The 12,200-nt window shown below is 36.9% G+C and carries 13 protein-coding genes and 1 rRNA gene; 3 read left to right on the top strand and 11 right to left on the bottom strand.

Annotation, left to right across the window (positions count from 1 at the left end; translation table 11 throughout):
* Together EPL02_RS04680 and EPL02_RS04685 are read right to left on the bottom strand one after the other, a co-directional pair.
* Positions 1 to 222, bottom strand: a 16S ribosomal RNA gene (locus EPL02_RS04680); the annotation flags it as partial.
* A gap of 276 nt (positions 223 to 498) precedes the next feature.
* Positions 499 to 1,368, bottom strand: coding sequence for a nucleotidyltransferase-like protein (locus EPL02_RS04685; RefSeq protein WP_131887141.1), 870 nt, complete (start codon positions 1,366 to 1,368; stop codon positions 499 to 501).
* A 220-nt stretch (positions 1,369 to 1,588) separates the two neighbouring features.
* Between EPL02_RS04685 and EPL02_RS04690 the strand changes: the two genes are divergently transcribed.
* Positions 1,589 to 1,960, top strand: a complete 372-nt coding sequence (locus tag EPL02_RS04690) for a YgzB family protein (RefSeq protein ID WP_094911478.1) — start codon at positions 1,589 to 1,591, stop codon at positions 1,958 to 1,960.
* 11 nt (positions 1,961 to 1,971) lie between these two features.
* Here the strand turns inward: EPL02_RS04690 and perR are convergent, their stop codons facing one another.
* From perR to EPL02_RS04720, 6 genes are all read right to left on the bottom strand, one after another.
* A complete protein-coding gene (gene perR, locus EPL02_RS04695) occupies positions 1,972 to 2,376 on the bottom strand; it encodes a peroxide-responsive transcriptional repressor PerR (protein WP_131887247.1) in 405 nt (134 codons plus the stop codon).
* A 280-nt stretch (positions 2,377 to 2,656) separates the two neighbouring features.
* On the bottom strand, positions 2,657 to 3,127 hold the full coding sequence (bcp, locus tag EPL02_RS04700) for a thioredoxin-dependent thiol peroxidase (RefSeq protein ID WP_094911476.1): 471 nt from the start codon (positions 3,125 to 3,127) through the stop codon (positions 2,657 to 2,659).
* 68 nt (positions 3,128 to 3,195) lie between these two features.
* The gene (locus tag EPL02_RS04705; protein ID WP_094911475.1) at positions 3,196 to 3,597 is read right to left on the bottom strand and encodes a potassium channel family protein; all 402 of its coding nucleotides are present in this window, start codon (positions 3,595 to 3,597) and stop codon (positions 3,196 to 3,198) included.
* Between the two features lie 92 nt (positions 3,598 to 3,689).
* A complete protein-coding gene (locus EPL02_RS04710) occupies positions 3,690 to 4,475 on the bottom strand; it encodes an ABC transporter permease (protein WP_131887142.1) in 786 nt (261 codons plus the stop codon).
* Between the two features lie 3 nt (positions 4,476 to 4,478).
* Positions 4,479 to 5,270: an ABC transporter permease gene (locus EPL02_RS04715; RefSeq protein ID WP_131887143.1), complete on the bottom strand. Its 792-nt coding sequence runs from the start codon at positions 5,268 to 5,270 to the stop codon at positions 4,479 to 4,481.
* Positions 5,263 to 6,276 (bottom strand): ABC transporter ATP-binding protein, encoded by a 1,014-nt coding sequence (locus tag EPL02_RS04720; protein ID WP_094911472.1) that lies wholly within the window; start codon positions 6,274 to 6,276, stop codon positions 5,263 to 5,265. The genes EPL02_RS04715 and EPL02_RS04720 overlap by 8 nt, the downstream gene beginning before the upstream one ends.
* 148 nt (positions 6,277 to 6,424) lie before the next feature.
* Between EPL02_RS04720 and EPL02_RS04725 the strand changes: the two genes are divergently transcribed.
* Entirely contained in the window at positions 6,425 to 7,723 is a 1,299-nt protein-coding gene (locus EPL02_RS04725) for a glutamate-1-semialdehyde 2,1-aminomutase (protein WP_131887144.1), read from the top strand.
* 214 nt (positions 7,724 to 7,937) lie between these two features.
* Positions 7,938 to 9,026 carry an FUSC family protein gene (locus EPL02_RS04730; protein WP_131887145.1) on the top strand — a complete coding sequence of 363 codons (1,089 nt, stop codon included), beginning with the start codon at positions 7,938 to 7,940 and terminating at the stop codon, positions 9,024 to 9,026.
* A 27-nt stretch (positions 9,027 to 9,053) separates the two neighbouring features.
* Here the strand turns inward: EPL02_RS04730 and EPL02_RS04735 are convergent, their stop codons facing one another.
* The 3 genes from EPL02_RS04735 to EPL02_RS04745 all read right to left on the bottom strand — a co-directional run bounded on the left by EPL02_RS04735 (position 9,054) and on the right by EPL02_RS04745 (position 12,059).
* Complete coding sequence (locus EPL02_RS04735) at positions 9,054 to 10,802, bottom strand: ABC transporter ATP-binding protein (RefSeq protein WP_131887146.1); 1,749 nt, start codon at positions 10,800 to 10,802, stop codon at positions 9,054 to 9,056.
* Between the two features lie 159 nt (positions 10,803 to 10,961).
* Entirely contained in the window at positions 10,962 to 11,495 is a 534-nt protein-coding gene (ntdP, locus tag EPL02_RS04740; protein WP_131887147.1) for a nucleoside tri-diphosphate phosphatase, read from the bottom strand.
* A 303-nt stretch (positions 11,496 to 11,798) separates the two neighbouring features.
* Entirely contained in the window at positions 11,799 to 12,059 is a 261-nt protein-coding gene (locus EPL02_RS04745; protein WP_094911467.1) for a YgaB family protein, read from the bottom strand.
* Between the last annotated feature and the right edge of the window lie 141 nt (positions 12,060 to 12,200).

A 12,200-nucleotide genomic window follows, 5' to 3' on the forward strand; every position in this document is an offset into this window, starting at 1 on the left:
CCGAAACCATCTTTCAATTTTCTCTTATGCAAGAGAAAATGTTATCCGGTATTAGCTCCGGTTTCCCGGAGTTATCCCAGTCTTACAGGCAGGTTGCCCACGTGTTACTCACCCGTCCGCCGCTAACATCATAGAAGCAAGCTTCTAATCAGTTCGCTCGACTTGCATGTATTAGGCACGCCGCCAGCGTTCATCCTGAGCCAGGATCAAACTCTCCGAAGAAATGTTTGACTTGCTCATAAAAGTTTTAAAAATTAACGTTGACGTTTGTCGCTTTGTTCAGTTTTCAAAGTTCAACCATCGCCCTTAAGCGACTTTCTTATCTTATCAAGTAGTTAACGTTTTGTCAACAACTTTTTTAAGATTATTTTTCAAGTTTTTCATAAACTTGGTATCGCTCATCAGCGACGTATATAAATTTAACATGCATTTTCATGAACGTCAACATGTTTTTTAAAAAAAGATAAAAAAACATTTGTTTTTTTATCTTTTCCTTCATTACCCCTTATTAATAGCATAATGGCGGTGATATAAACTCTTTCCTTTTGTCTCTATTTTATGAACGACTACAATCTCTTTTTGAATGAGAAATTCGAGTAAGATTCCTAGATCAATTGCGTATGGGTTAACTTGCTGATGTGAAATGAGCTCATTAAACGTCCACTCTTCTTTTTCACTCATAATTGTTAATAGATGTGTAGAACCTATCTCAACCTTTTTATTCACATAAAGCTCACTAGCTAAGAACAATAGCTCAAGCTTTTTGTTTATTTCTTCTTGGCTGCCGACAAGCTCTTCATATAAACGATAAATAGAAGGCTCAATTTTTTTCACTTGATTCCAAACAGTAACCTCTGGATAAAATCCATTTTCTAGTACGGAAAGACGCGCTAAATGATGCAAAGCATGAACCACATGATTGAATGCATCTAGATGATGATTTGACGTATAAAAATCTTTACCTTCTTTAAAACGGCGAATAAGCTTAGCAAACTCAATACCTATCCTCTTCACTCGATCTTCGCGGGGGAAATCGAGCAGTCTCTTTTTCAAATTTGCTACGTATTCGTTACGATCAAACAGTACTTTTCCATTCAACACCCAATCCACAGTGCGTCGGTTGGTCCCCATCATAATCCATTCGCTGATTTGCTGTTCTGAAGCTACATAAAGAGCCGCCCTTTGTTCTTTATACTCATATTGCTTAACAAACACAGGTAGCTCATTATTACTTGTAATAATAAATAGTATGGCATCTAGATCATCTGTAACTGGTGAATCTGTTTTCCTTTTTTCTATCAATAAAATGCCTAACGTTTCTTTTTTACTTGCACGCTCTTGGTATAGCGGGCGTAAAATATCTTCCATTCTACAAGCTCCTCACTATCATAATTAAAGATATTGGTCTAATCTTCTTTTATATTGAAACACATTTAGTGTGAATGTTCGTGACGGATTTCCTCACAGATTATTATAACAAATTCTCTCTTGTATTCCTTCCCTAAACAGTTCTATCAGTTAATTCAACCTAAAAGACTTATTTTTCTTACAATTATGCTATATTTATAAAATGGGAGGGAGATTTTTCATGGGAATTAAATACTCAAGTAAAATCAATAAAATCAGGACATTTGCATTAAGCTTAATTTTTATTGGCTTCATCGTGATGTATGGAGGAATCTTTTTTAAATCTTCCATGTGGCTTATGACCATTTTTATGCTATTGGGGTTACTATGTATTGTTGCTAGTACCGTTGTTTATTTTTGGATTGGGATGCTTTCTACTAAAGCTGTACAAGTCACATGTCCAACCTGCAATAAGCATACAAAAATGCTTGGAAGAGTAGACTTATGTATGCACTGTAATGAGCCTTTGACTTTAGACCCAGCACTTGACGGGAAGGAATTTAACGAAAAGTATAATAGGAAAGACACAAAGAAAGCTGATAGTATATCATAACTATCAGCTTTTTAATGTGCTTTTTTAGTTGTACAATCCGAACAAGTACCATAAATCTCCATACGATGGTGACTAATATCAAACCCGGTAATGTGCGCTGCAAGTGCTTCTACTTCATCTAATCCTGGATAATGGAAGTCAACAATTTTCCCACACTCTTCGCATATTACGTGGTAATGCTCTGTCGTAATATAATCAAAACGACTTGAAGCATCTCCGTAAGTTAGCTCTTTTACAATTCCTACTTCTTTAAATACGCGTAGATTATTATAAACGGTTGCCACACTCATATTAGGAAATTTATCCTCCAATGCTTTATAAATATCATCAGCAGTTGGATGTGTCATTGAATTGATTAAATACTCTAAAATAGCATGACGTTGCGGTGTAATGCGAACGCCAGTTTCTTTCAGCATTTCAAGCGCTTCTTGTAAATGATTTGACACGTCATGCACCTCTCTTCTATAAGCATTCTTACTTTATAATTCTTACAATTAGTGTAACTCTTACTGCTTCACTTTGTCAATCTCATTAGCGATTCCTGCTACATATTATTTTTAAACAGCTTCTCGTTCATTCCGCAAAAAAAAAACGCGACTATCTAAGTCGCGTTTTATATCGTAACACCTGAGGAGGTATGCCCTACACTGTTATCATACGCATAACAAAAGATTTTGCTATAGACGAATGCCTTAATTATACTAAATTCTCTTTAATAAAGTGCAAAGCTTCTGCTACGTGGTCTTTCACACGCACTTTACGATACTCTTTCGCAATTTCACCGTCTTTGTTAATAATGAACGTCGAACGCTCGATGCCCATGTACTCTTTTCCAAAGTTCTTTTTTAACTTCCATACGCCATATGCCTCGGCAACTTGGTGATCTTCGTCGGCTAATAATAAAAATGGTAGTCCGTGTTTATCAATAAACTTTTGATGTTTGTCGATTGGATCTGGACTTACGCCCAAGATAACGGCATCTAAATCTGCAAATTCTTGATGAGCATCTCTGAAATCACACGCTTCCGTCGTACAGCCAGGCGTCATATCTTTGGGATAAAAGTAAAGTACAATATTTTGACCTTTATAGTCAGATAAAGCTACCTCTTCTCCATTGTTAGCTGCTAGTTTAAAATCTGGTGCTACTTCACCTACAGTTACTGTCATCTTATATCGCTCCTTTAATACAGTTCTCTTTTAGTATAGGGTAACCAATTTCGCGATTTAAGACAACTTTAAGCTTTCTCGTTTCGACTAACAGTACGGATTACAAAAACAGCTGGCATCATATATCCAATTAACGCTTCAATAGTCGCAAACATCTTTCCAATGCCAACGGGATACATATCGCCATACCCTACAGAAAACAGTGTAATGGCACTAAAATACATACTGTTAAACAATGTATAAAAATAGTGTTCTTGATGGTAAAACCCTCCGCTAATTACTTCTATATTACTCATTTCACAAACTGTGTAGATTAAGCTAAAGCCAAGTAAAACCGTTAAATATGAATAAAGTAAAACAAAAAAGTGCCCAAGTGAGAAGAAATGAAATTCACCCAGCTCTCTTTCAAACAAAAATTTCATACTTCCTACCATTAGAAACACAATGACTAGAATCAACGAAACCGTCATACAGATACTCCTTTAAGTAAAAAAGTTCTTGTATTACTATACGTTGTCCCTTTCCTACTCATTACTATTCAATAACACAAAAAAAGCAGGCATCAATTGCCTGCTCCTCGATACCTTTTCACACCAACATTCCATAGGACAATAGCTAGAGTAAAAAAGACAATTCCCATAACCGGGGTTAAAAATGCATAACCGTACCATTCTTCTCTACCTAAGAAATAAGCCGCTGGGTATACACCAACAAAAGCGAACGGTAAAATCCATGTTAGTACATAACGAATGACGTTATTATAGATATCAACAGGATAGCGCCCATAATTTCCAATGTTATACATTGTTGGCATAATAGACGTCCGAGCGTCTGACCAAAAGCCGATGCTTGCAAGTGCAATAAAAATTCCTGCATATACTAACGCTCCGCCAAGCACAAATAGAATAAAGATGAAAAAGTCATACCAAGCAAACGAAAGATTTAAAATGGAGCCTGCATAAATCATCACAGCTACCCCAGTGATTGCTCCAAACAAAGACTCTAATTCCATTCTTTCTAAAATAACTTGAAACAAGCTGTGGATAGGCCTAGTTAAGATGCGATCCATTTCACCTTTAACAATATAGCGCTCATTAAAGTCCCAAATATTAAAAAATGAAGAAAAGACTGCAAAAGGTACTAAGAAAAATCCATAAATAAAGATAATTTCTTCTCGGGACCAACCGTTTAAAAATTGCGTATGACCAAATACAACTAAAATAAAGATCAAGTTTACTGCTTGAAACAGCAAATCAGATAAAAGTTCCACTACCATGTCAGCTCGATATTGGAGCCTAGTTTTCATGTATTGGCTGATGTATTGAAAGAACATAGAAAAATAAAACATTTTTCACCCTCCTTGGATAACCATCTTTTTCTTTGCAAAATTCCATAGAAAGACGATGGGAACAAATAAAAGCAATGACCAAATGAGCTGTGTTATCAATGCAGCTACCACTTCACTCCTCGTGAAGCCTTCTGTAAAGATCATGCTTGGAATATAGCTGATTGCTTGAAAAGGCAGATAACCCATTAAGTCTTGTGCCCAAAGAGGATAAAAGCTAATCGGTAATAAAAGTCCTGAAAACAAATCAATGACAACGCGCTTTGCTCGAATTAATCCATCATTATTAAACAAGAAAAATGTCGTAATTCCAGTTAATAAGTTAATTTGAGTATTTACAATAAAGCTAAAGATAATTGAAAAACTAAAATAAATCCATGTCTGTACGTGACCTGATAAATCGATAGGGAATAAAAACCATACAATCACCATTCCAGGAATTGAAAAGAATAAAAGCCTAAAAATCCCTTCTCCAAGCCCCTGCATCATTTTCATTCCAAGATAGTTATAAGGCTTAATTAATTCAACTGCTACTTTCCCATCTTTAATTTCCATGGCCATCTCACGATCAATGTTGTTAAAATAAAAAGCACGTGCCATCCAGGAAACAGCTACATATGTCGTCATCTGAGTCATTGACAGCCCTTGAATATTTTCTTTCCCTCCATAAATTGCAGACCATAAAAAATAATAAGCTCCAATATTAATGGCATAAATTAAAATACCGCTGTAGTAATTTGTTCGATACGCAAGCATCATTAAAAAGCGAATGCGTATCATTTCAATATACTTATCCATTCACAACACCTTCTTCATAGATGTTACGAATAACTTCTTCAGTTGAAATTTCGTGAATACTCAAATCAGCAATTTCATATTTAGCAGCGACCTTAGCAATCAGCTGCGACATACTATCCCCTTTGTTTTCAAGATTAGCAACCCAGCTGTTGAGGCGGTCTCCCCTTACCCACGTAACAGGCAATCCCTGTGTAATTAAATGCAACTGCTCTTGGAGTGGTTCTTTTGTGAATTCAAATATAACCTGTTTCATATCTCCCCAGTTAGAGCGTAGCTTTTGTAGCGAACCATCATAAATAATGTTTCCTTCATCCAACATCACAACACGTTCACATAAGGCTTCAATGTCAGCTAAATCATGCGTTGTTAATAGGATTGTTGTATTGTATTTTTCGTTAATTTCTTTTAGAAACTGACGAATTTTGAGTTTCACTAACACATCTAATCCAATAGTTGGCTCATCTAAAAAAAGTAGCGGTGGGTTATGAATAAGCGCTGCCGCCAATTCACATCGCATTCGTTGACCAAGAGATAGCTTTCTCACCGGCTTATCTAATAATGGACCAATATCCAGGGTTCGAATAACGTGCTCCATATGATTGTTATAATCTTCATCTGATACTTTATATACTTTTTTTAATAGACGGAACGACTCTTGCACCGCAATATCCCACCAAAGCTGTGAGCGCTGGCCAAATACTACCCCAATGGTACGGGTAAACTGTTCACGCTCTTTGTGAGGATTCATTCCGTTCACTTGAATTTCACCGTCAGTTGGTGTTAAAATCCCCGTCAGCATTTTAATGGTTGTCGATTTTCCTGCTCCATTCTCTCCGATGTATCCAACCATCTCACCTTGTTTGACTGTAAACGAAATATCATTTACAGCTCTTAGCACTTTATAATTTCGTGTAAATAAATCACGAAACGCACCCTTTAAGCCGGAGCGACTCGAATAAGCCTTAAATTCTTTTCGCAATCCCTTTACCTCAATTGCATTTTTCATCTCGTTTCCTCCATCTATTTAACTAGTTTTATCTACTTATTTAAATTGCTCATGCACAGTTTTCTATCATACACCTTCTACAATGTTTTTCAAGAAACAAATAAGTTTGATAGAATAGAACGTGGAATTATACTTTAGGAGGCATATTATGCAGTTTACGAAATCAGAACAGCTTCACGGAGAAGCACTTCAACATATTGTCGGCGGTGTAAACAGTCCGTCTCGTTCATATAAAGCAGTAGGTGGCGGTTCACCAGTTGCAATGGAAAAAGCAAAGGGTGCTTATTTTTGGGATGTTGATGGGAATAAATATATTGATTATTTAGCAGCATACGGCCCAATCATCACTGGTCATGCTCACCCTCATATCACAAAGGCAATTACCCACGCAGCGGAAACAGGAGTATTATACGGTACTCCGACTGCTCATGAAGTAAAATTTGCAAAGATGTTAAAAGAAGCGATGCCTGCCATGGATAAAGTCCGCTTTGTCAACTCTGGAACCGAAGCTGTAATGACAACGATCCGCGTAGCGCGAGCATATACAGGCCGCGACAAAATTATTAAATTTGCTGGTTGCTACCATGGACACTCAGACCTTGTGCTTGTAGCAGCAGGATCTGGTCCTTCAACACTCGGCACACCAGACTCAGCAGGCGTACCAAAAAGCATTGCTAACGAAGTTATTACCGTTCCATTTAATGACATTGAACCATTTAAAGAAGCTTTAGAAAAATGGGGAGACCAAATTGCTGGTGTTCTTGTCGAGCCAATCGTAGGGAATTTTGGAATTGTTGAGCCACACCCAGGCTTTTTAGAACAAGTAAATGAACTAACACATGCAGCAGGTGCACTTGTTATTTATGATGAAGTCATCACTGCTTTCCGATTCATGTATGGGGGTGCCCAAGACTTACTTGGCGTGACACCAGACTTAACAGCATTAGGAAAAATTATCGGTGGAGGCCTTCCAATTGGAGCATACGGCGGTAAACAAGAAATTATGGAAAAAGTTGCTCCCCTAGGTCCCGCTTACCAAGCTGGAACAATGGCTGGAAATCCTGCTTCCATGCTTTCTGGAATTGCGTGTTTAGAAATCTTAAAAGAAGAAGGCGTATACGACAAGATGGACAAGCTTGGTGCGATGCTTGAAGAAGGTATTTTAAAACATGCTCGTACATATAAAATGCCAATTACTATCAACCGTTTAAAAGGTGCGTTAACACTTTATTTCACAACAGAAACAGTCACTAACTACGAACAAGCTGAAAATACAGACGGTGAATTGTTTGCAAAATTCTTCAAGCTCATGCTTCATCAAGGTATCAATTTAGCTCCTTCTAAATATGAAGCTTGGTTCTTAACAACAGAACATACAGAAAAAGATATTCGCATGACGTTAAAAGCTGTAGAAAAAACTTTTGAGCAACTAAGCAAAGAATTATAAGTCTTTATTTTCTTGTAAACTACTCGAACGTAAAAATACTTGTCGAAAAATCCCGTTATTTAACGGGATTTTTCTTATTCCTTCCTCTTGATATCCACATGCAAACCTTGTATAGTATGTTATTGTTTATATAATTCGAGATGGGTTATGTATACTATAAAGAAGCTTTTATTGATTTTATCAAAATCTTATGTACAGAAAGGACTATGAAAGCATGAAACTTGGTGCCCGCATTTTAAAAACGGGAATTGCCATTACACTTTCATTGTTAGTCGCTGAATTGCTCAATCTGCCATCACCTACATTCGCGGCAATCGCAGCAGTTTTTGCTATTCAGCCTTCAATTTATCGCTCGTATTTGACAGTGTTAGAGCAAATTCAAGCTAATGTCATCGGAGCGTTACTAGCAGTTGGGTTTGGACTTTTATTCGGCACACATCCGTTTATTATCGGTTTAACGGCTGTTATGGTAATTACGCTTAATTTAAAGCTAAAAATCGGCAATACAATTGGCCTTGCGCTGGTAACCGTTATTGCTATTATGGAAAGCCCTAGCGATGATTTTGTGCAGTTTGCAGTTATCCGCTTTGCAACCGTCTTATTAGGTGTCTTTTCAGCATTTATTGTAAACTTAATCTTTTTACCACCAAAGTATGAAACAAAGCTTTATTATAAAATCGTTGGTACAACTGAAGAAATTATTAAGTGGATTCGTATGAATATTTATCATGCTTCTGAATATACGCTCTTAAAAGAAGACATTGAGAAAATCAAAGATCAACTAACAAAAGCGAATCAACTTTTTGATTTCTATAAAGAAGAGCGAACGTATTCAAAGAGAAAAGTATTCGTAAAGTCTCGAAAACTTGTGCTTTTTCGCCAAATGATTACAACAACATCCCATGCTCTTAAAACATTAAAGCAGTTGCATCGTCTTGAAAATGATATTCAGCACATGCCACAGTCGTTTCAGAACCTCATTAAATCTGAAATGGAATGCTTACTGATGTATCACGAGCAGGCCCTGTTAAAATTTATTGGTAAACTAAAAGTTCAATTAACAACATCCGTACCAACAGAAGCGTATACAAAAAAGCGCGCATTAATTGATGCATTTATGAAATATAAGCTTCTTGAAGATGACGAAGATAATAAGATGCTTTATCACTTATTCCCTCTCATCGCAAGTATCATTGAATACAGTGAAGAGCTAGAGCATTTAGACCGCTTAATCGATAGCTTCCACAATTACCACAAGGAAGACAATGCACTTGAAATTAATCATGAGCGAGAACAAGATTAAAAAAAGCCAGGTATCCCTACCTGGCTTTTAATTTTGTCCCAACTGCTGTACAGTAAACAAATCATAGTAATATCCTTTTTTCTTCATTAGCTCTCCATGAGAGCCTTGTTCGATTACTTTTCCATCCTGAACGAGTACAATTTCATCTACATGTGTAATCGTTGACAAGCGATGCGCCACGATAAACGTCGTTCGTTCCTTAGCAAGCTTTTCAAGGGTTTCTTGAATATAATGTTCGCTTTCTAAGTCCAGTGCAGATGTGGCTTCATCAAAAATTAAAATCGGTGGATTTTTCAAGAATACGCGAGCAATGGAAACCCGTTGCTTTTGCCCGCCTGAAAGCTTCATTCCTCTTTCTCCCACTTTCGTATCATAACCATGGGGCAACTTCATGATAAAGTCATGCGCGTTAGCAGCTTTCGCAGCTGCTACAACGTCTTCATCTGTGGCACCCGGTTTTCCTAATAAAATATTGTTGCGAATAGTATCACTAAATAGTACTGTATCCTGCAAGACAATTCCTATCTGATCACGGAGATTTTTTGTTTGATAATCTTTTACGTTTACACCATCAATTAAAATCTCTCCAGAAGATACATCGTAAAAGCGTGGAATAAGACTGATGATGGTTGACTTACCGCCGCCACTCATTCCTACGAACGCTACGGATTTACCTTGTTCAACATCCAAGTTAATATCATGCAGGATATATTCATCTTCTTCATACGCAAATGAAACGTTATTAAACTTGACTGCTCCCTTAATCTCTAGCGAATCTTTTGCATTGGGTGAATCGACAATATCATACTGCTCATCAATAAATTCAAACATTCGGTCCATAGAAGCAACGGATTGTGTTAACGTTGTTGACGAATTCACAAGTCGACGCAGCGGATTATATAATCGGTCAATATAACCTATAAACGCTACCATGGTACCAATCGATAAACTTCCGTTAATAACCTGATAACCAGCAAATGCAATAACAATTAATGGGGCTAAGTCCGTAATTGTATTTACCACTGCAAATGTCTTAGCATTCCAATTCGTATGATCGATTGCTTTTTGTAAAAAATTACGGTTCTGCTCATCGAACTGCGCTTGTTCATGATTTTCAATCGCAAAGCTTCGAATAACTGAAATCCCCTGTACCCGCTCATGTAAATGTCCTTGTACTTCAGCTAGTGCTTGGGAGCGTACACGAGTTAACTGACGGAGCCTACCATAAAAATATCTAACGGATAGCGCGTATAATGGTAGTAAAATGATAGATACCAACGTTAGCTGTACATTCATTGTAAACATAATAATAATAGCAATCACTATGGTGAACATATCAAGCCAAACGTTCATTAAACCCGTAATGACGAAATTTTTCGTTTGCTCTACATCGTTAATAACACGGGAGATGATTTCACCTACGCGCGTATTAGAATAATAACGAAGGCTAAGCTTTTGAATGTGATCAAACAGTTGATTTCGAATATCATACAATACTTTACTTGATACCCACTGCGCATAATATTGACGATAATATTCAACCGGAGGGCGTAAAATTAAAAAGACAAAGAAAGAACCACCCATGATCATCAACAACTGCTTTATTTTTTCACTGTCTGATAATGTATCTGAACCAATAACATCGTCAAGTACGTATTTTAACAGCAGTGGGATTAATAGTGGAATCGAAAACTTTATCACACCAATTAAAACTGTTCCAACAATTTGCCACTTATATGGTTTTACAAATTCCATATATCGCTTGATGCTTCCCACTTGTTCTCTCCTCCTTCTTAGCTATGTCTACTAAGTTTCTTTTATAATGTAACATTCCGTACACTTTCATATACGGCTTTTACACTTCATTATTCAACATAAAAAAGCATCATATAGGTCAAATTTCTAGATCCTATAATGACGCTTATATCCGTGCGCTTATGCATGTCGATATGTTAAAAAACGCTCATACCACGTATCGATAAACTCTGGTGCAAACGGTCCCTTGCGTTGGCGAATCCAGGTCTTTAAATGCTCAACATGAGTATGTAAAATACGATCTACCGCTTCTGGGTAATTCATCTCTTTGCGATGTTTTTCGTACTCATCTTCATCTAGAAGCGTATAGGTCATATCTGGGTATACTTTAATATCTAAATCATAGTCAATGTACTTCAGCGCTTCTTCGTCATGCGTAAATGGTGAACTAATATTGCAATAATAATAAATGCCATCTTCACGAATCATTCCAATCACGTTAAACCAATACTGTGAATGGAAATAGCAGATGGCTGGCTCTCTTGTAATCCACGTTCTACCGTCTGACTCTGTTACGACCGTTCGATCGTTTCCTCCAATCATCAGGCTACTTGTCGATTTTAAAACCGTCGTCTGATCCCACACACGATGCAGCTTGCCATCATGCTTATAACTGTGTATTTGAATTGTTTCTCCTTCCATTGGAAATCCCATCTCCACTCCCTACTTTCATTTTGACTATCACAATTACCTCACGTACGCTTTTAAGTGGTCACAGCCTATTCTTATATGTTATTACTCCTGTTAGTTAAAACCATTGATGCTCTTATCAAAGCGGTAACATATCTGCTTTTTAAACAGTGACCTTGTTTCGTATATACCTTGTCCTCTCCTATTTATTATAACGGTTTCTCTTCTATTTTAAAACAAATGTGATATGGTTCTTGTTGAATAAAAAAGCTGTACCTCTCTTTTTAGTAAGGAAACATCCTTTAAAAAGAGAGGTACAGCTTTCCTTTAACGAGATACGGGATAGTGGGAATCTTTTTTATATGAAGAGATAATCTCTTCTGTTTGTACCTCGAAAGTTTGCTGAATTTCTTTGAGCTTTTGCTTCATCTCGCTAATTTCGTTGCGAATACAATCCAGCTTTGCTTCTGCCTGTAGTTTAATGAGCTCTTCTTCAATTTGTTGACAGCGTTCTATTTCTGATTGTAAAAACAAAAGTTGGTCCATCGTTTCTAATTGTTGAGACACTAATTTTGTAAATTGCTCCATGTCTTAATCCTCCTTATAGTAAACAGGTCGTTCACTTCTTTCATTTCAGGTAGGTAACACATTTATAAAGCAGAATCTGTTGAAATTGAAATTAGAACGCTCTTAGGTATAAGTCCACTTTTAACATTCTGTTCTTTCACC

Source organism: Bacillus sp. CBEL-1, assembly GCF_004348885.1.
In the GTDB taxonomy this organism is placed as follows: Bacteria; Bacillota; Bacilli; order Bacillales; family Bacillaceae_H; genus Priestia; species Priestia aryabhattai_A.

Excerpts from the sequence above, each read along its gene's own strand:
- bcp (WP_094911476.1), bottom strand. The coding sequence starts at position 3,127 with ATGACAGTAACTGTAGGTGAAGTAGCACCAGATTTTAAACTAGCAGCT.
- EPL02_RS04715 (WP_131887143.1), bottom strand. The coding sequence starts at position 5,270 with ATGGATAAGTATATTGAAATGATACGCATTCGCTTTTTAATGATGCTT.
- EPL02_RS04725 (WP_131887144.1), top strand. The coding sequence starts at position 6,425 with ATGCAGTTTACGAAATCAGAACAGCTTCACGGAGAAGCACTTCAACAT.
- EPL02_RS04705 (WP_094911475.1), bottom strand. The coding sequence starts at position 3,597 with ATGACGGTTTCGTTGATTCTAGTCATTGTGTTTCTAATGGTAGGAAGT.
- EPL02_RS04690 (WP_094911478.1), top strand. The coding sequence starts at position 1,589 with ATGGGAATTAAATACTCAAGTAAAATCAATAAAATCAGGACATTTGCA.
- EPL02_RS04730 (WP_131887145.1), top strand. The coding sequence starts at position 7,938 with ATGAAACTTGGTGCCCGCATTTTAAAAACGGGAATTGCCATTACACTT.
- ntdP (WP_131887147.1), bottom strand. The coding sequence starts at position 11,495 with ATGGGATTTCCAATGGAAGGAGAAACAATTCAAATACACAGTTATAAG.
- perR (WP_131887247.1), bottom strand. The coding sequence starts at position 2,376 with ATGCTGAAAGAAACTGGCGTTCGCATTACACCGCAACGTCATGCTATT.
- EPL02_RS04745 (WP_094911467.1), bottom strand. The coding sequence starts at position 12,059 with ATGGAGCAATTTACAAAATTAGTGTCTCAACAATTAGAAACGATGGAC.
- EPL02_RS04720 (WP_094911472.1), bottom strand. The coding sequence starts at position 6,276 with ATGAAAAATGCAATTGAGGTAAAGGGATTGCGAAAAGAATTTAAGGCT.
- EPL02_RS04710 (WP_131887142.1), bottom strand. The coding sequence starts at position 4,475 with ATGTTTTATTTTTCTATGTTCTTTCAATACATCAGCCAATACATGAAA.
- EPL02_RS04685 (WP_131887141.1), bottom strand. The coding sequence starts at position 1,368 with ATGGAAGATATTTTACGCCCGCTATACCAAGAGCGTGCAAGTAAAAAA.